This window comes from Arenimonas sp., from assembly GCF_019459675.1.
In the GTDB taxonomy this organism is placed as follows: domain Bacteria; phylum Pseudomonadota; class Gammaproteobacteria; order Xanthomonadales; family Xanthomonadaceae; genus Arenimonas.
Genome location: NZ_JAIBFH010000011.1, coordinates 1 through 18,470, shown reverse-complemented (window position 1 = coordinate 18,470; position 18,470 = coordinate 1). Strand labels below are relative to the sequence as shown.

General features: G+C 67.5%; 16 protein-coding genes. 6 read left to right on the top strand and 10 right to left on the bottom strand.

Annotation, left to right across the window (positions count from 1 at the left end):
* Positions 1-71: 71 nt before the first annotated feature.
* On the bottom strand, positions 72-1,751 hold the full coding sequence (locus K0M70_RS00470) for an AMP-binding protein (RefSeq protein ID WP_290777818.1): 1,680 nt from the start codon (positions 1,749-1,751) through the stop codon (positions 72-74).
* Between the two features lie 166 nt (positions 1,752-1,917).
* On the opposite strand from K0M70_RS00470, the gene K0M70_RS00465 reads away from it, so the two are divergent.
* Positions 1,918-2,304 carry a nuclear transport factor 2 family protein gene (locus tag K0M70_RS00465; protein ID WP_290777815.1) on the top strand — a complete coding sequence of 129 codons (387 nt, stop codon included), beginning with the start codon at positions 1,918-1,920 and terminating at the stop codon, positions 2,302-2,304.
* A gap of 57 nt (positions 2,305-2,361) precedes the next feature.
* On the opposite strand, the gene acnA is transcribed toward K0M70_RS00465, so the two are convergent.
* The 4 genes from acnA to K0M70_RS00445 form a co-directional block, all read right to left on the bottom strand.
* On the bottom strand, positions 2,362-5,112 hold the full coding sequence (gene acnA, locus K0M70_RS00460) for an aconitate hydratase AcnA (RefSeq protein WP_290777813.1): 2,751 nt from the start codon (positions 5,110-5,112) through the stop codon (positions 2,362-2,364).
* A gap of 108 nt (positions 5,113-5,220) precedes the next feature.
* On the bottom strand, positions 5,221-5,832 hold the full coding sequence (gene hflD, locus K0M70_RS00455; protein WP_290777810.1) for a high frequency lysogenization protein HflD: 612 nt from the start codon (positions 5,830-5,832) through the stop codon (positions 5,221-5,223).
* Positions 5,829-6,968, bottom strand: a complete 1,140-nt coding sequence (gene mnmA / locus K0M70_RS00450) for a tRNA 2-thiouridine(34) synthase MnmA (RefSeq protein WP_290777808.1) — start codon at positions 6,966-6,968, stop codon at positions 5,829-5,831. Before mnmA ends, hflD begins: the two co-directional genes overlap by 4 nt.
* The gene (locus K0M70_RS00445) at positions 6,965-7,429 is read right to left on the bottom strand and encodes an NUDIX hydrolase (protein ID WP_290777805.1); all 465 of its coding nucleotides are present in this window, start codon (positions 7,427-7,429) and stop codon (positions 6,965-6,967) included. The genes mnmA and K0M70_RS00445 overlap by 4 nt, the downstream gene beginning before the upstream one ends.
* 181 nt (positions 7,430-7,610) lie before the next feature.
* On the opposite strand from K0M70_RS00445, the gene clpS reads away from it, so the two are divergent.
* Positions 7,611-7,937, top strand: coding sequence for an ATP-dependent Clp protease adapter ClpS (clpS, locus tag K0M70_RS00440; RefSeq protein WP_290777803.1), 327 nt, complete (start codon positions 7,611-7,613; stop codon positions 7,935-7,937).
* A gap of 39 nt (positions 7,938-7,976) precedes the next feature.
* Entirely contained in the window at positions 7,977-10,253 is a 2,277-nt protein-coding gene (gene clpA / locus K0M70_RS00435) for an ATP-dependent Clp protease ATP-binding subunit ClpA (protein ID WP_290777801.1), read from the top strand.
* Between the two features lie 81 nt (positions 10,254-10,334).
* Here the strand turns inward: clpA and K0M70_RS00430 are convergent, their stop codons facing one another.
* The 5 genes from K0M70_RS00430 to trxB all read right to left on the bottom strand — a co-directional run bounded on the left by K0M70_RS00430 (position 10,335) and on the right by trxB (position 14,429).
* Entirely contained in the window at positions 10,335-11,006 is a 672-nt protein-coding gene (locus tag K0M70_RS00430) for a Fe2+-dependent dioxygenase (RefSeq protein WP_290777798.1), read from the bottom strand.
* A 174-nt stretch (positions 11,007-11,180) separates the two neighbouring features.
* Complete coding sequence (gene infA / locus K0M70_RS00425) at positions 11,181-11,399, bottom strand: translation initiation factor IF-1 (protein ID WP_034211033.1); 219 nt, start codon at positions 11,397-11,399, stop codon at positions 11,181-11,183.
* An 80-nt stretch (positions 11,400-11,479) separates the two neighbouring features.
* The gene (aat, locus tag K0M70_RS00420) at positions 11,480-12,226 is read right to left on the bottom strand and encodes a leucyl/phenylalanyl-tRNA--protein transferase (RefSeq protein ID WP_290777796.1); all 747 of its coding nucleotides are present in this window, start codon (positions 12,224-12,226) and stop codon (positions 11,480-11,482) included.
* Positions 12,195-13,346: a GNAT family N-acetyltransferase gene (locus K0M70_RS00415; protein ID WP_290777794.1), complete on the bottom strand. Its 1,152-nt coding sequence runs from the start codon at positions 13,344-13,346 to the stop codon at positions 12,195-12,197. The genes aat and K0M70_RS00415 overlap by 32 nt, the downstream gene beginning before the upstream one ends.
* 126 nt (positions 13,347-13,472) lie before the next feature.
* Positions 13,473-14,429, bottom strand: a complete 957-nt coding sequence (gene trxB / locus K0M70_RS00410) for a thioredoxin-disulfide reductase (protein ID WP_290777792.1) — start codon at positions 14,427-14,429, stop codon at positions 13,473-13,475.
* 219 nt (positions 14,430-14,648) lie between these two features.
* On the opposite strand from trxB, the gene K0M70_RS00405 reads away from it, so the two are divergent.
* The 3 genes from K0M70_RS00405 to K0M70_RS00395 form a co-directional block, all read left to right on the top strand.
* Positions 14,649-16,967 carry a DNA translocase FtsK gene (locus K0M70_RS00405; protein ID WP_290777789.1) on the top strand — a complete coding sequence of 773 codons (2,319 nt, stop codon included), beginning with the start codon at positions 14,649-14,651 and terminating at the stop codon, positions 16,965-16,967.
* 134 nt (positions 16,968-17,101) lie between these two features.
* Positions 17,102-17,749, top strand: a complete 648-nt coding sequence (gene lolA / locus K0M70_RS00400) for an outer membrane lipoprotein chaperone LolA (protein ID WP_290777787.1) — start codon at positions 17,102-17,104, stop codon at positions 17,747-17,749.
* 107 nt (positions 17,750-17,856) lie between these two features.
* The coding region (locus tag K0M70_RS00395; RefSeq protein WP_290777846.1) for an AAA family ATPase at positions 17,857-18,470 on the top strand (614 nt) is incomplete at its 3' end.

Here is an 18,470-nt window from a genome sequence, read left to right as displayed (position 1 = left end):
ACAGGGCGCTGTTTGTTGTAAGAGGCTCTGTGACCCGCGTCACAGTTCGCCGGCCCCCCTTGCCCCCTGCCTCAGACCTTGGCGGGGGAATCGCGCAGTTCGCGCCTCAGGATCTTGCCCACGTTGGACTTGGGCAGTTCGGTGCGGAACTCGACGAACTTGGGCAGCTTGTAGCCCGTGAGCTGTTCCTTGCAGAAGGCCTTCACCTGCTCGGCCGTAAGCGAGGGATCCTTCTTCACGATGACCACTTTCACGGCTTCGCCCGACTTGTCGTCGGGCACGCCCACCGCTGCCACCTCGAGCACCTGGGGCATCAGCGCCACGATGTCCTCGACCTCGTTGGGGTACACGTTGAAGCCCGACACCAGGATCATGTCCTTTTTGCGGTCGACGATGAAGAAGAAGCCGTGCTCGTCCATCTTCGCCATGTCGCCGGTGTGCAGCCAGCCCTCGGCGTCGATCACCTTGGCGGTTTCCTCGGGACGCTGCCAATAGCCGGCCATCACCTGCGGGCCCTTGATGCACAGCTCGCCTACTTCACCTGCCGGCAAATGGTTGCCGGCATCGTCCTTGATGCAGGCGTCCGTGGACGAAATCGGCAGGCCGATGGCGCCGTTGTATTCGGCCAGGTTCATGGGGTTCATGCAGGCCGCCGGCGACGTCTCGGTAAGGCCGTAGGCTTCGATCAGCGTGATGCCGGTGGCTTTTTTCCAGCGCTCGGCCACCGCGCGCTGCACGGCCATGCCGCCGCCCAGGGTGAGGTGGAGATTGGAGAAATTGATCTGGTCGAAACCCGGCGTGTTGAGCAGGCCGTTGAACAGGGTGTTGACGCCGGTGATGGCCGTGAACGGGATCTTCTTGAGTTCGGCCACGAAGCCGGGCATGTCGCGCGGGTTGGTGATGAGGTGGTTGAGGCCACCGAACTTCATGAACACCAGGCAGTTCGCCGTCAGCGCGAAGATATGATAGAGCGGCAGCGCGGTGATGATCACTTCCTTGCCGGGCTGCGCGTTGGTGCCGATCCACACCGACGACTGCTGCATGTTCGCCACCAGGTTGCGGTGGGTCAGCATGGCGCCCTTGGCCACGCCGGTGGTGCCGCCGGTGTACTGCAGGAACGCGATGTCGTGGCCGCGGATGTCGATCGACGGCAGCGTTTTGCCAGCGCCCAGCTCAAGCGCGCCCTTGAAGCTGATGGCGCCGGGAAGGGAATATTCCGGCACCTGTTTCTTGACGTGGCGCAGCACGAAGTTGATCAGCGCGCCCTTGGGGAAGCCCAGCATGTCGCCAACGCCGGTGACGATGACCTGTTTGACCGAGGTTTCGGCGATGACATCGGCCACCACGCTGGCGAAATTCTCCAGCACCACGATGGCGCTGGCGCCGGAATCGGTGAGCTGGTGCTTGAGCTCGCGCGCGGTGTACATCGGGTTGGTGTTGACCACCGTAAGCCCGGCGCGCAGCACGCCGAAGATGGCGATCGGATACTGCAGCACGTTGGGCATCATCAGGGCGACGCGGTCGCCCTTCTTGAGCTTGAGCTCGTGCAGCAGGTAGTTGGCGAACTGGCTGCTGAGGCGGTCGACGTCGGCGTAGCTGATCTGTTTGCCGAAGTTGGCGAATGCCGGGCGGTCGCGGAAGTCGCGACAGGCCTCGTCAAGGACGGAGATGATCGAAGCATATTTCTCCAGATCGACCTCCGCCGGGATACCCTTCGGATAGCTGGCCAGCCAAGGACGTTCAGAGCCCATGCAATTCCCCCTGATGTTGCATTCGCGTGTCCCGCAACCCGCTTCGCAGGAACCTGCGGCGGATTGGAGTATTCACTCGATTGGACCATACCGCCCGGGGACAGGCAAGGCGGGCCGCGCGTCGCTTCGCGCCGCTTTCACAGGCTTGCTCTGGCTCGTTTTGCTGATGTCGGCCGGCTGCCGCAACGAGCCGCCGGAGGCAGCGCTGCGCGCCACCATCGACCGCATGCAGGCGGCGGCGGAGGCCCGCGATGCCGGCGCGATGGCCGAAGCGGTGTCCGAGGAGTTCATAGGACCCGACGGCATGGACCGGGACCAGTTCCGACGCACCCTGGCCCTGGTCTGGCTGCGTGACCAGCAGGTGGGCGTGCAGCTGGGGCCTCTGGACGTGAAGCTGGTCGGGGACGGGGCAACGGTCGGCTTCACCGCCGGCACCTCGGGCGGCGCGGGCTGGCTGCCCGAGCGCGGCCAGCTGCACCGGGTGAACACCGGCTGGCGCCTGGAGGGCGGTGAGTGGATGTTGGTCTCGGCGAGCTGGGAGCCGGTGCTCTAGCCCCGGGGGCCCTGCCAGGCAGCTACCCGCGTTGCCGCGGGGAGCGCGGGTGCCGCGTCAGGCGGCGTTGCGCGACGCCAGCTGGCGCAGCACGTAGTGCAGGATGCCGCCGTGGCGGAAGTACACCACTTCCTTGGGCGTGAGCAGCAGCACCTGCACCTGGAACAGCAGTTCGGTGCCGTCCGGGCGCTTGGCCACCACGGTGGCGTGCTTGCCGGCGCCGTCCTGCAGGCCCGAGATGGAAACCACCTCGTCGCCGTTCAGACCCAGGGTCTGGGCATTCTGGCCTTCCATGAACTGGCAGGGCAGCACGCCCATGCCGACCAGGTTCGAGCGGTGGATGCGCTCGAAGCTTTCAGCCACCACCGCCTTCACGCCCAGCAGGTTGGTGCCCTTGGCCGCCCAGTCGCGCGACGAACCGGTGCCGTATTCCTTGCCCGCGAACACCACCAGCGGCACGCCCTCGGCCTTGTACTTCATGGCCGCGTCGTAGATCGCCAGCTTGTCGCCCGACGGGTAGTGGATGGTGTTGCCGCCTTCTTCGCCGCCCAGCATCAGGTTCTTGATGCGGATGTTGGCGAAGGTGCCGCGCACCATCACGTCGTCGTTGCCGCGGCGCGAGCCGTAGCAGTTGAAGTCGGTCGGGGCCACGCCGCGCGCCTGCAGGAACTTGCCGGCCGGCGAGCTGGCCTTGATGTTGCCGGCCGGGCTGATGTGGTCGGTGGTGATCGAGTCGCCGAACAGGCCCATGATGCGCGCGCCGGCGATGTCGGCGATGGTGCCGACCTCCATGCGCATGCCGTCGAAGTAGGGCGGGTTCTTGATGTACGTGGAGGCGTCGTCCCAGGCGAACTTGGCGCCGTCCGGGGAAGCGATCTGGTTCCAGCGGGTGTCGCCGGCGAAGACGTTGGCGTAGTTGTGCTTGAACATCTCCGGGCCGACGGTGCGGGCGATGAAGTCGCCGATTTCCTTGTTGGTGGGCCACACGTCCTTGAGGAACACCGGCTGGCCGTCGCTGCCCGTGCCCAGCGGCTCGGTGGTCAGGTCGATGTCCACGGTGCCGGCGATGGCATAGGCCACCACCAGCGGCGGCGACGCCAGGTAGTTCATCTTCACTTCGGCGTGCACGCGGCCTTCGAAGTTGCGGTTGCCCGACAGCACCGAGGCGACCGCCAGGTCGTTCTGGGCGATGCCCTTGGACACGGCGTCAGGCAGCGGGCCGGAGTTGCCGATGCAGGTGGTGCAGCCGTAGCCCACCACGTAGAAGCCGAGCTTCTCCAGGTCGTCCAGCACGCCGGCCTTCTTGAGGTAGTCGGTGACCACCAGCGAGCCCGGCCCGAGCGACGTCTTCACCCACGGCGCGGCCTTCAGGCCCTTGGCCACGGCGTTGCGGGCCAGCAGGCCGGCACCCAGCATCACCGCCGGGTTGGACGTGTTGGTGCACGAGGTGATGGCGGCAATGACCACCGAGCCATCGGTGAGGTGGGCGTCCTGGTCGTTGATGCGGATGGCCGAGCGGGGCTTGGCGGCAAGGTGCTGGGCCTGGTCCTGGGCACCGCCTTCGGCGTCCATCTTCGCCACTTCGCCGTTCTGCGGCTTGCGGTTGGCGGTCATGCCGCCGACGCTGGCGTGGAAATTCTTCTGCATGTCGCTGAGCAGCACGCGGTCCTGCGGGCGCTTGGGGCCGGCCAGTGACGGCAGCACCGTGGCCATGTCCAGGCCCAGCACGGCGCTGTACTCGGCGTCGGGCTGGCCCGGCGTGCGCCACAGGCCCTGGGCCTGGGCGTAGGCCTTCACCAGCGCGATCTGCGATTCTTCGCGGCCCGACAGGCGCAGGTACGTAAGCGACTCTTCGTCCACCGGGAAGATGCCGCAGGTGGCGCCGTATTCCGGGGCCATGTTGGCGATGGTGGCGCGGTCGGCCAGCGGCAGGTGGTCGAGGCCCTCGCCGAAGAACTCGACGAACTTGCCCACCACGCCGTGCGAACGCAGCATCTGGGTGACGGTGAGCACCAGGTCGGTGGCCGTGGCGCCCTCGGGCAGCTTGCCGGTGAGCTTGAAGCCCACCACCTGCGGGATCAGCATCGAGCTGGGCTGGCCCAGCATCGCGGCCTCGGCTTCGATGCCGCCCACGCCCCAGCCCAGCACACCAAGGCCATTGATCATGGTGGTGTGCGAGTCGGTGCCGAACACGGTGTCCGGGAAGGCGTAGGTGACGCCGTCGATGGTGCGTTCCATCACCACGCGGGCGAGGTGTTCCAGGTTCACCTGGTGGACGATGCCGGTGTTGGGCGGCACCACCTTGAAGTTGTCGAAGGCCTTCTGGCCCCAGCGCAGGAAGCTGTAGCGCTCGATGTTGCGTTCGAACTCGATCTTGCCGTTGAGGTCGAGCGCTTCGGGCTTGCCGAACACGTCCACCTGCACCGAATGGTCAATGACCAGCTCGGATGGGATCAGCGGGTTGATCTGGTCGGCGTTGCCGCCCAGCTTCACCACCGCGTCGCGCATCGCCGCCAGGTCCACCACGCAGGGCACGCCGGTGAAGTCCTGCAGCACCACGCGCGCCGGCATGAAGGCGATCTCGGTGTCGGGCTCGGACTTCGGGTTCCAGTTGGCCACCGCCTCGATGTGTTCCTTGCCGACCGTCATGCCGCCGTCTTCGCAGCGCAGGAGGTTTTCGAGCAGGATCTTCATCGAGTAGGGCAGGCGGGCCAGGTTGAAGGCCTGGCCAAGCTTGCTGAGGCTGAAGATGGTGTAGGACGTGCCGTTGACGACCAATTGGTCGCGCGTGGCGAAGGAGTCGCTCATGGACAGGCTCCGGGCTGGAAAATGACGGGTAAACAACGGGTTGGGAGTGGCGCGCAGGGCTGCCGCGTCAGCTGCCTATTATGCCCGAAACAGCCCCGTCCCGCCCGGTCAGCGGATTGACTCGAGCCACTCGCGCGCTGCGGCCAGCATTGCGCCGCGACTGAAAGCGAAGTCCCAGTAACTGCCGCCCAACTGACGCCAGAGCACCGCCGCGCGGATGGCCGACAGCAGTGTCGCGCGCACTTCGCCCACCAGGTCGGGTTGGCCCAGGTACACCGGGTTGCCCTGCACCAGCACGCGCGGCCCGATCGGGCTGAGTTCCTTGGCGTACAAATCGCCCAGCCTTGCCAGCACCGTCGGGTGGGTCGGGCCCCAGTGCGCCTGCTGCCGGCTGATTTCCTCCAGGCCCGAGCGCACGGCTTCCACGGCGGCGTGCTGGCCGATGAAACGACGCTCGAGGTGCAGCACCGTCATGGCCATGCGCGTCAGCGCGGCGTCGCGGCCGGCGCCGCCCTGCAGTTGCCCGACCAGGCGGTGCAGGCCCGGCTCAAGCTTGGCGGCGCCGTCGAACACCGCTTCGGGCGTTTCGGCGTCGAAGCGGAACAGGCTGTCGATGCAGGCCGCCAGCGGCTTGGCTTCCGACTGCCCGGTCTGGGCCATCTGCTGCACCAACTGCACGGCCTGCAGCAGTCCGGCTAGGGCTAGGGCGCGATCCTTCATTCTTGTCGGGTCTTCCATTCGAGGGGGGCATCGGTGGTGGCGATAACGGCGCCACCCAGGCATTCGTCGCCACGGTACAGGACCAGCGACTGCCCGGGCGTGACCGCACGCTGGGCGACGGCGAAGGCTACGGAAAGGCGACCGTCGGCGTCCACCCGCACTTCGCAGTCCTGGTCGTGCTGGCGGTAGCGGGTCTTGGCGGTGCAGGTGAACACGTCGGCCGGCGGTGAGCCCGCGATCCAGTGCGCCTGTTCGGTGTGCAGGCAGTTCGACAGCAGCCAGGGGCTGTCGGCGCCCTGGTCCACGACCAGCACGTTCGCGTGTACGTCCTTGCCCACCACGTACCACGGTGCCGCCGGGCGGCCACGCACGCCGCCCACGTTCAGGCCCTCGCGCTGGCCCAGGGTGTAATACCAGGCGCCGGCATGCTGGCCCACCACCGCGCCGTCCACGCTGCGGATGTCGCCCGGCCGCGCCGGCAGGTACTGGCCCAGGAAGTCACGGAAATCGCGCTCGCCGATGAAGCAGATACCGGTGGAGTCTTTCTTGGCCGCGGTGGGCAGGCCCGCTTCCTGCGCCACCCGGCGCACCTGAGACTTGGGCAGATGGCCGATGGGGAAAAGCGTTGCCGCCAGCTGCTGCTGGCCCAGCTGGTGCAGGAAATAGCTCTGGTCCTTGCCGGCGTCGGCGCCGCGCAGCAGGCGCCACTGGCCTTCGTGCCTGGCCACCTGGGCGTAGTGGCCGGTGGCGATGCCTTCGGCCCCCAGCGCATGGGCTTCGTCCAGGAAGGTCTTGAACTTGATTTCGCGATTGCACAGCACGTCGGGGTTGGGCGTGCGGCCGGCGCGATATTCGGCCAGGAAGTGTTCGAACACCCCGGCCCAATATTCCCTGGCGAAGTTGCGCGCGTGGAAGGGGATACCCAGCCGGCCGCAGATGCCCAGCGCGTCGCGGCGGTCTTCTTCGGCCCGGCAGCCGCCAGTGGTGCCCGCGTCCGGGTCACCCGGCTCGGCGTCGTCGTCCCAGTTCTGCATGAACAGCCCGGCGATCGATTCGCCCTGGCGCTGCAGCAGCAGGGCGGCCACCGAGGAATCCACGCCGCCGGACATGCCGACGATGATGCGGGCCGCGCTCATGCGAAGTGGGTGAGCGCCTGCAGCGGGAATCGGCGGCCGGCCAGGAAGTCTTCCACCGCGCGCCAGACCAGCGGGCTGCGGTGCCGGGCGGATTCGGCCTGCAGCTCAGCCGGCGTCAGCCAAAGCGCCTGGATGATGCCTTCGTCCAGCGCGCGCTCGGGGTGGTGCAGCAGGGGCTCGGCGGCGAACGCCATGCGCAGGAAGTGGCGGCCGTCCGTGGGCGATTTCCACTGGTAGGCGCCAATGAAGGCGGTGAGCTCCACGTCCCAGCCCGTTTCCTCCAGCGTTTCGCGCAGTGCGGCGTTGAACAGGCTTTCGTCGGGCTCCAGGTGGCCGGCGGGCTGGTTGAGCACGTGGGCACCGCGGACGCGCTCCTCGACCACCAGCAGGCGGCCGTCGCGCACCACCACCGTGGCGACGGTGACATCGGGCTGCCAGAAACGTCCGCTGCGGTAACTCAACGCGTGCACCGCGCCGTCAAGGCGGCGTGACCAGGGGGCGCGAGGGGCAGGGCGGGGGCTTTGCAGGGCATCGGAGGGTCCGGGACGGGGGCCGCGCGGGCCATGCGGCATTGTCCCCACAAACACGCGGGGGCGTCCATGCTTGCGTTCCGGGCACCGCGCCCCGATTTATACTCCCGACATGGCCCAAGACCCCCACCCCGAACAAGAACACGAGCACGGCGTAGCGGTCGAGGCCGCCAAGCCCGAAGTCGTGCGCCCGCCGCTTTACCAAGTGGTGCTGCTCAACGACGACTTCACCCCGATGGACTTCGTGGTGGAGGTGCTGCAGGTGTTCTTCGCCCTGAACCGTGAAAAGGCCACCCAGGTGATGCTGCACGTGCACACCCGCGGCAAGGGCGTTTGCGGCGTCTACACACGCGAAGTGGCTGAATCGAAGGTGACGCAAGTGAACGACTTTTCCCGGGAACACCAGCACCCCCTGTTGTGCACCATGGAAAAGACCTAGGCTGGCCCCATATCGGAGCAAACGTTCCGGAGACGCCCAATGTTCAGCAAGGATCTCGAGTACACCATCGGCCAGTGCTACAAGCAGGCCCGCGAAGCCCGCCATGAATTCATGACGGTCGAGCACCTGCTTCTGGCGCTGTTGGACAACCCCTCCGCGGCCGGCGTGCTCAAGGCCTGCGGTGCCGACCAGCCCAAGCTGGCCACCGGCCTGCGGCAGATCATCGCCGACACGGTCCCGGTGCTCCCCGCCGACGACCCGCGCGACACCCAGCCCACGCTGGGCTTCCAGCGCGTGCTGCAGCGCGCCGTCTACCATGTGCAGTCCTCGGGCAAGAAGGAAGTCACCGGCGCGAACGTGCTCGTGGCCATCTTCGGCGAGAAGGATTCGCACGCGGTGTATTTCCTCAACCAGCAGGAAATCACCCGCCTTGACGTGGTGAACTACCTGTCGCACGGCATCGCCAAGATCGGCGACGCCGCAGACGAGAAGCCGGCGCCCGAGAACAAGCCCGAAGGCGAGGAGGGCGGCGATTCCAAGGCCAACCCGCTGCAGGAGTTCGCCAGCAACCTCAACGAGCTGGCGCGCGAAGGCAAGATCGATCCGCTGATCGGCCGGGAAGACGAAGTCGAGCGCACCATCCAGGTGCTGTGCCGCCGGCGCAAGAACAACCCTCTGTTCGTCGGTGAAGCCGGCGTCGGCAAGACCGCGCTGGCCGAAGGCCTGGCGTGGCGCATCGTCGAGGGCAAGGTTCCGGCCGTGCTCAAGGACGCCATCATCTATTCCCTGGACCTGGGCGCGCTGGTGGCGGGCACCAAGTACCGCGGCGACTTCGAGAAGCGGCTCAAGGCCGTGATCAACCAGATCAAGAAGGAGCCCGGCGCCATTCTGTTCGTGGACGAGATCCACACCATCATCGGTGCGGGCTCGGCCTCGGGCGGCACCATGGACGCGTCCAACCTGATCAAGCCGGTGCTGCAGAACGGCGAGCTGCGCTGCATCGGTTCGACCACGTTCCAGGAATACCGCGGCGTGTTCGAGAAGGACCGTGCGCTGGCGCGCCGGTTCCAGAAGATCGACGTGGTGGAACCCACCATCGCCGAAACCGTGGCCATCCTCAACGGCCTCAAGAGCCGCTTCGAGGCGCACCACGACGTGGAGTATTCCGGCGACGCCATCCAGGCGGCGGTGGACCTGTCGGTGAAGCACATCAACGACCGCCTGCTGCCCGACAAGGCCATCGACGTGATCGACGAGGCCGGCGCACGCCAGCGCCTGATGGACCCGGACAAGCGCAAGCAGGTGGTGGACGTCGAGGAAATCGAGCTGATCGTGGCCAAGATGGCCCGCATTCCGACCAAGCAGGTCAGTGCGTCGGACAAGGACGTGCTCAAGAACCTCGAGCGCAACCTCAAGATGGTCATTTTCGGCCAGGACCCGGCCATCGAAACCCTGGTGTCGGCGATCAAGCTGGCCCGCTCCGGCCTGGCCAGCCCCGACAAGCCGATCGGCAACTTCCTGTTCGCCGGCCCCACGGGCGTGGGCAAGACCGAAGTCACCAAGCAGTTGGCCATGCAGCTGGGCATCGAGCTGGTGCGCTTCGACATGTCCGAGTACATGGAAGGCCATTCCGTGAGCCGCCTGATTGGCGCGCCCCCGGGCTACATCGGCTTCGACCAGGGCGGCCTGCTGACCGAGAAAATCGTCAAGACGCCGCACTGCGTGCTGCTGCTGGACGAAATCGAGAAGGCGCATCCGGACGTGTTCAACATCCTGCTGCAGGTGATGGACCGCGGCGTGCTGACCGACACCAACGGCCGCGAGGCGAACTTCCGCAACGTGGTGGTGGTGATGACCACCAACGCCGGTGCCGCGCAGGCGGCCCGCCGCACGATGGGCTTCGTCGAGCAGAACCACACCACCGACGCCATGGAAGTGATCCGCAAGGCGTTCACGCCGGAGTTCCGCAACCGCCTGGACGGCATCATCCAGTTCGGCGGCCTGGGCTTCGACCACATCCTGCGGGTGGTGGACAAGTTCCTGATCGAGCTCGAAGCACAGCTGCACGAGAAGCACGTCAGCCTGTCGGCTACGCCGGCGGCCAGGCAGTGGCTGGCCGAACACGGTTTCGACCCGCAGATGGGTGCGCGCCCGATGTCGCGCCTGCTGCAGGACAAGATCAAGCGTCCGCTCGCCGACGAGCTGCTGTTTGGGTCACTGGTGGACGGCGGCAAGGCCACGGTGGACGTACGCGACGGTGAGCTGGTGGTGGACGCCCAGTCCGAGCCCGAAAAGCTGCTGCCCGCCACGGTCTGACCGCACTGCACCGCGCAACCCCGCAATGCCCGCCGTAACGGCGGGCATTGTTTTTGGCGGGCTGTGTAGCGGGGATTGCCCCTAGGGCTCGGCGTGCTGGCGCAGCAGGTTGAAGTAGGACTTGTTGATCAATTCCAGGGCGCGGCTTGCGCTTTCTTGTCCGACCAGCTGTTCACGTGCCTCGGACAGGTCATGCAGCAGCTCGCGGACGGCGGGCTCGCGCACCAGGCTCTGCACCCAGCCCACCACCGCCAGGCGTTCGCCCTGCTCGACCGGGCGAACGCGGTGCAGCTGCCCGGTGGAATAGCAGATCGCCGATCGGGCGGGCAACTTGAAGGCGGTTTCACCGCCGCCGGCCTCGAACGCGAGTTCGCCGCCCTGGTAGGTGTCGGGCTCGTTCAGGAACAGGGTGAACGAGACGTCGCTGCGAACGTGATTGGGCTCGCCCATGATCGGGGCGTCCACGTGCATGCCATAGGCCATGCCCGGGCGATAGCGGCTGACCAGCATGGAAGCCAGCCGCCTGGGCTGGGCCGCACTCATGAAGGCGTCGCAGCGGCCCAGTGCCTTCATCACCAGCCCGGTGACCTCGGTCATGACCGGATGGTTGCAGGGGATCTGCTGGTTGTTCTTGGCCTTGTGCAGCAGCTCGCCGGCCGTGGCCTTGCCTTCGGTGAATTCCACGTTGGCGACCAGCCGCTTGATCAGCGCAAGCTCATCGGGCGTGACCAGATCGGGAAGCGTCAGGATCATGGGCTGGCTCACCGTGCACGACCCGTCTGGGACAGACAGATCCGGTACGCATGTCCGGCCCAGTGTAGTGCCCCGCCAACGGAAATCAATGCACGGGCGGCCCTCCGGGGGCCAAACGCCAGGCAAAACAAAACGGCGGCCCAGGGCCGCCGTTGTGGTTGCCGGCACCGCGCATTACTTCATGCGGTAGGTGATGCGGCCCTTGGTGAGGTCGTAGGGAGTCATCTCGACCTTGACCTTGTCGCCGGTGAGGATGCGAATGTAGTTCTTGCGCATGCGGCCGGAGATGTGGGCGGTGATGACATGGCCGTTCTCGAGCTTGACCCGGAACATGGTGTTCGGAAGGGTCTCGAGCACCGTGCCTTCGAATTCTATGGAATCGTCTTTGGACATTCTTGGTTTCGCTGCCCGGGAAAGCCGGGCTTGCAAGCCGCGCATTCTGCCATGCCCGTGCCCCGCGTGCAAAAATTTGGTTAAGCCGGTCCGGGGTCGGCCAGGCACGCGGCGGGGAACGGCGCCACGCGGGACGCCCACGAGCCCGGCTCGTCAGGCTTTTCCGCCCAGCGGGCCACTTCGGCAAGGAAGGCTGGCCGGGGCAGGCGGCGTGCGCCCAGCGACGCAAGGTGTGGGTTCTCCACCTGGGCGTCAATCAGCGGCCAGCCCCAGGTGGACAGGATGCGCGCCAGTCCCGCCAGCGCCACCTTCGAGCCGCCCGATTGCGCGCTGAACATGCTTTCGCCGAAGAACATCCGGCCCACGGCCACGCCGTAGATGCCGCCCACCAGGCGGTCGCCCTCGAACACCTCCACGCTGTGCGCGTGGCCGTGCCGATGCAGCTGCACGTAGGCCGCGCGCATTTCCGCGGTGATCCAGGTGCCGTCCTGGCCGGGGCGCGGGCTGGTGGCGCAAGCGGCTATGACCTGTTCAAAGGCGCTGTCGGCGCGCACCTGCCAGAGGCTGCTGCGCAGGCGGCGCCGGAAGCGCGAGGGCAGGGCAAAGGCGTCGGTGTCGAACACCATGCGCGGGTCCGGGCACCACCACAGGATGGGCTCGCCGGCCGAGTACCAGGGGAAGATGCCGTGGCGGTAGGCGTTGATCAGGCGCGTGGGCGACAGGTCGCCGCCCATCGCCAGCAGGCCGTTGGGGTCGCGCAGGGCGCGGCCGGCAGGCGGGAAGTCGGCGGCCGGATCAGCCGGCAGCAGGGGCAGGCGGATGGTCATCGCGGTAGGGGCTGTGGGCCAGCACGGACTGGCGGTAGCCTGCCGTGGCGGCGCGTTTCTGGGTGCACCAGTCGCCAACGGCCGCGGCGAACGCCGGGTCCGACAGCCAGTGGTGGCTGTGCGTAATCACCGGCAGGAAGCCGCGGGCGATCTTGTGCTCGCCCTGGGCGCCGGGCTCGAACACCTGCAGGCCTTCGCGCAGACAGTAGTCGATGCCCTGGTAGTAGCAGGTTTCGAAGTGCAGGCCGGGCGTGGGTTCGATTTCGCTGCTACCCCAGTAGCGGCCGTAAAGCGTGTCGCCGCCGCGCAGGCACAGCGCGCCGGCCACCGCCTCGCCGTCGCGTTCGGCCAGGAAGACCACCAGCTGGCGCGGCATGGCCTTGGCCAGGTGCCGGAAAAATTCCAGCGTCAGCGCCGGGTGGTTGCCGTACTCGCCGAAAGTGCGGCAGTAGAAGAAGTGCATCGCCGCCAGGTCGTCGTCGCTGGCCTCGTCGCCGTGCACGGTGCGGAAGCGGAATCCGGCGCGGCTGACCTTGTCGCGCTCCTGGCGCAGGTTCTTGCGCTTCTTGGGCTGCAGGGCAGCCAGGAAATCGTCGAACGTGGCCCAGCCGCGGTTGCGCCAGTGGAACTGCGCGTCCTCGCGGGCCAGCCAGCCTTCGCCGAAAGCGGCGGCCTCGTCGTCGCGATGGAAGTTCACGTGCAGCGAAGACAGGCCCTCGCGCCCGGCCTGTGCCTGCATGGCCCCCAGCAGCAGGGCCCGGTCGGCCGGGGCGCGCGCCAGCAGCCGCGGCCCGGTGACGGGCGAGTAGGGCACGGCCACCAGCCACTTGGGGAAGTACTCGCGGCCAAAGCGCTGGTAGGCGTTGGCCCAGGCGTGGTCGAACACGAACTCGCCGTGCGAATTGGTCTTGAGGTAGGCCGGCGCCGCGGCCACCAGTTCATCGTCGCGCCACAGCGAGGCGTGGCGCGGGGTCCAGCCCCAGCGTGGGCGCAGGCAGCCCTCGCGCTCCATGCCGGCCAGGAAGGCGTGTTCCACGAAGGGGTTGCGGCGGTCGTGCAGTGCGTCCCAGGCGGGCGCAGGCAGTTCGTCCAACGAGGCGTGCAGTCGCAATTCAGGCATGCGGCCAGCTTACGCGATGCCCGCGTGATGCCTTCGTCCGCAACGGGTGCCGGGGGCACGGGCCCGCCCCCTCGCAGCGAAGGCATCGGGCCTGCGCCCCACGGTGTCGTTTCGGGGCGGCGGGGCTCAGTGTTCCTTGTCGAGGAACTTCTCGGCGTCCAGCGCCGCCATGCAGCCGAAGCCCGCCGAGGTGATGGCCTGGCGATAAACCTGGTCGGCCACGTCGCCGGCGGCATAGACGCCCGGCACCGAGGTGGCCGTGGCGTTGCCGTCCAGGCCCGACTTGATGGTGAGGTAGCCGTTGCGCATTTCCAGCTGGCCCTCGAACAGCGAGGTGTTGGGCGTGTGGCCGATGGCCACGAAGAAGCCCTGCAGCGAAATCTCGCGGGTGGACGATTCGTCCTTGGTCGAGCGGATGCGCATGCCGGTGACGCCGGTCTCGTCGCCCAGCACTTCGTCCACCGAGTGGTCCCAGATGATCTCGACCTTGCCGGCGGCGGCCTTGGCGAACAGCTTGTCCTGGAGGATTTTCTCCGAGCGCAGCTTGTCGCGGCGATGCACCAGGTAGACCTTGCGGGCGATGTTGCTCAGGTACAGCGCCTCTTCGACCGCGGTGTTGCCGCCGCCGATCACCGCCACGTCCTGGTCGCGGAAGAAGAAACCGTCGCAGGTGGCGCAGGCGGACACGCCCTTGCCCATGAAGCGGGTTTCGGACTCGATGCCCAGGTACTTGGCGCTGGCGCCGGTGGCGATGATCAGGCCGTCGGCGGTGTACTCGCCGCTGTCGCCCACCAGGCGGAACGGGCGGCTGCCCAGCTCCACGGTGTGGATGTGGTCGAAGATGATCTCGGTCTCGAAGCGCTCGGCGTGGGCCTGCATGCGCGCCATCAGGTCCGGGCCCATCAGCCCGTGGGCGTCGCCCGGCCAGTTGTCCACTTCGGTGGTGGTCATCAGCTGGCCGCCCTGCTGCAGGCCCGTCACCAGCACCGGCTTGAGATTGGCGCGGGCGGCGTACACCGCGGCGGAATAGCCGGCCGGACCGGAACCGAGGATGAGCAGGCGGCAGTGCTTGGGGGCTGTCATGTATGATTCTTCACAGTGGAAAGGGGCAGCGCGACGGCGCCGGAAGCGGGATCCGGGGACGTTCGCGGTGATGGCCTAGCTTGGCGGTCGGGGCGGGTCAATTCAAGGCGGCCCGGGGACCTGCTGTGTCCTGCCGGGTGATGCACGGCCCGGGACAGTCCTGCTTCAACTGCTGTATAAACAACCTCCTACAACGTATTCCTGAGGTCTTTCCTCTCAGTGGCGCGATCCCAAGACAGAAGCTCCGCCGCCGGCCTCGATCGCCGCCAGAAACTCTGGCGGGAGTTGGCGCTGGTCGCCATTTCGCCGCTGCTGCTTTATCTGCTGGCGAGCCTGCTCAGTTACCACACCGACGACCCGGGCTTTTCCCGCACGGGCAGCGTCGCTGGGCCGCTGCACAACTTCGGTGGCCTGGTGGGTGCGCACCTGGCCGACCTGGCGTTCTGGCTGTTCGGTTACGTGGCCTACACCATCCCCGTGGTGCTGGGCGGCATCGCCTGGATCGCGCTGTTCGGGCTGGATTCGGACGGCGACGGGCGGGTGGACTTCGGCCCCGCGCTCCGGCTGATCGGCATCGTGGGGTTCCTGGTGTCGGCCTGCGGCCTGTTCCACACCTTGGGCGGCGCGGCGCCCAGCCTGCCCGAGCAGTCGGGCGGCATGCTGGGGCAGATGGTGGGCAAGTCCATGCGCACCGTGTTTGGCGGCATGGGCGGCAACCTGTTCCTGCTGGCGGTGGTGCTGATGTCGGTGACCCTGGCCACCGGCCTGAGCTGGTTCGCGCTGATGGATTGGATCGGCGCCCGGGTGCTGGCCCTGTTCGGCCGTTTCGGGCAGGGCGCCAAGCAGGCGGCCGAGTGGCAGCGTGGCCGCGTGCTGCGCGAGGAGCGCGAGGAAGTGCGCAAGGTCGACACCGCCAAGCGCGCCAAGCGCGAGCCGGTGTACATCGAGCCGCCGGCCAAGAACGTGATCGAGAAGTCCGAGCGCGCCCAGCGCGAGCAGCAGATCCCGCTGTTCAACGCCGGGGGCGGCGAAGGCCTGCCGCCGCTGTCGCTGCTCGACGACCCGAAGGAACAGCCCAAGGGCTATTCCGAGGAAACCCTGGAAACCCTGTCGCGCCAGATCGAGTTCAAGCTCAAGGACTTCCGCGTTGAAGTGGAAGTGGTGGGTGCCTACCCGGGCCCGGTGATCACCCGCTTCGAGATGCAGCCGGCGCCCGGCGTGAAGGGCAGCCAGATCAGTTCGCTGGACAAGGACATCGCCCGCGGGCTGTCGGTGAAGTCGGTGCGCGTGGTGGACGTGATCCCGGGCAAGTCGGTGGTGGGCCTGGAAATCCCCAACTCGCACCGCGAAACGATCTACCTCAGCGAGATCCTGCGCTCGAAGGAATACGACAAGCTGGCCTCGCCGCTGGCGATGGCGCTGGGCAAGGACATCGCCGGCCGGCCGGTGGTGGTGGACCTGGCGCGCATGCCGCACCTGCTGGTGGCCGGCACCACGGGTTCGGGCAAGTCGGTGGGCGTGAACGCCATGGTGTTGAGCCTGCTGTACAAGGCCACCGCCAAGGAAGTGCGCATGCTGATGATCGACCCGAAAATGCTGGAACTGTCGGTGTACCAGAACATCCCCCACCTGCTGGCGCCAGTGGTCACCGACATGAAGGAGGCCGCCAACGGCCTGCGCTGGTGCGTGGCCGAAATGGAGCGCCGCTACAAGCTGATGAGCGCGGTGGGCGTGCGCAACCTGGCCGGCTTCAACCGCAAGGTGAAGGACGCGCGCGACGCCGGCCAGCCGCTGGTGGACCCGCTGTTCCGACCGAACCCCGACCTGGGCGAGGTGCCGCGCACGCTGGAGGAACTGCCCTACATCGTCGTGTTCATCGACGAATTCGCCGACATGATGATGATCGTCGGCAAGAAGGTGGAAGAGCTCATTGCCCGCCTGGCGCAGAAGGCCCGCGCCGCCGGCATCCATCTGATCCTGGCCACGCAGCGGCCGTCGGTGGACGTGATCACCGGCCTGATCAAGGCCAATATCCCCACGCGCATCGCGTTCCAGGTGTCGAGCAAGATCGATTCGCGCACGATTCTTGATCAGTCGGGCGCTGAAACCCTGCTGGGCAACGGCGACATGCTGTACCTGCCGCCCGGCACCGCCATGCCCGAGCGCGTGCACGGCGCCTTCGTCAGCGACGACGAGGTGCACCGCGTGGTGGCGCACCTGCGCGCCAGCGGCGGCGGCCCCGACTATGTCGAGGGCGTGCTGGAAGAAGTGCAGACCATGGGCGACGGCGTGGTGGTGGGCCCCGGCGGCCTGCCCGAATCGGGCAGCTCGGGCGACGAGTCCGACCCGCTGTACGACGAAGCCGTGCGCGTGGTCACCGAAACCCGCCGCGCCTCCATCTCCGGCGTCCAGCGCGGGCTGAAGATCGGCTACAACCGCGCCGCCCGCCTGATCGAAGCCATGGAAGCCGCCGGCATCGTCACCGGCCCCGAACACAACGGCGACCGCCAGGTCATAGCCCCCCCACCCCCGCGCTGAAGAACGGGGTCAGGTTCACTTCTTTTCGCCAAGGCGGGTTGCGGAGAAATTGAACCTGACCCCGTTCCTGCTCTTGGGCTCCGTTCAGCCGGGGCCCGCCAGACTTCGCCCAACGCTTACCCGGCCCGACGACCATGCGAATCCTTGCTTTGCTTTTGCTTACCCTGGCCTCGGCGGGCGCCCACGCGGGTGCCCGTGCGCAGCTGGACGCCTTCAGCCAGGACATCCAGGGGCTGTCGGCCAATTTCTCCCAGCGGGTGTTTGCCTCCGACGGCACGCTGAAGGAAAGCTCCAGTGGCACCGTCCAGCTGCAGGCGCCGCGACAGTTCCGCTGGGAATACCTCAAGCCCTTCCCGCAGCTGCTGGTGGCCGACGGCGACCATATCTGGATCTACGACCCGGACATGGAGCAGGTGACCGTTCGCCAGCAAAGCCTGGAAGAGCAGAACAGCCCCTTGGCCATCCTGATTGACCCGGCCGAGATGGAGCGCCAGTTCGTTTCCAAGGAGGGCGGCAGTGGCCAGGGGCTCGAGTGGCTGGACCTGACCCCGCGCAAGCCCGAGGAGGCGCCCTTCGACCGCGCCCGCCTGGGGTTTGGCGCCGCCGGCCTGGTGCGCATGGAAATGTTCGACGGCCTGGGCCAGCGCACGGTGATGGGCTTCTCGGCGTGGAAGCGCAATCCGGCGTTCGCCCCCGGCAGTTTCACCTTCCAGCCGCCCGAGGGCGTGGACGTGGTGGGTGACGTGGCGCCCGGCGCCCAGGTCATTCCCCTGCAGGACTAAGCCCCGTTCCGGGTTTTTCGGTTGAGGATGAGGGTGTGGCCAAGAAGTTGAGTGCCGGCGATTCGCTGTTCCAGGCGCCCGAGGGGCTGAAGCCGCTGGCGGAGCGCATGCGGCCGGCGGCGATCGACGAGATGGTGGGCCAGCGCCGGCTGGTGGCGCCGGGCTCGGCGCTGCGCCGCGCGGTGGAATCGGGCCGCGTGCATTCGATGATCCTCTGGGGCCCGCCCGGCTGCGGCAAGACCACGCTGGCGCTGCTGTTGGCCCGCTACGCCGAGGCCGAGTTCGTCGCCATCTCCGCCGTGCTCTCGGGCCTGCCGCAGGTGCGCGAAGTGCTTGCGGCGGCCGAGCAGCGCTTCAACGAAGGCCGCCGCACCGTCCTGTTCGTGGACGAGGTGCACCGCTTCAACAAGACCCAGCAGGACGCCTTCCTGCCGCACATCGAGCGCGGCAGCATCCTGTTCGTGGGCGCCACCACTGAAAACCCGTCGTTCGAACTCAATTCCGCGCTGCTGTCGCGTTGCCGCGTGCACGTGCTGGAAGCCGTGTCGCGCGACGACATCGTCGAGGCCCTGAAGCGCGCGCTGGCCGACGAGCCGCGCGGCCTGGGCGGGCAGGGCATCACCGTGGACGACGAGCGCCTGCGCGAGATCGCCGGCGCCGCCGACGGCGACGTGCGCCGCGGCCTGACCCTGCTGGAAATCGCCGCCGAACTGGCCGCCGA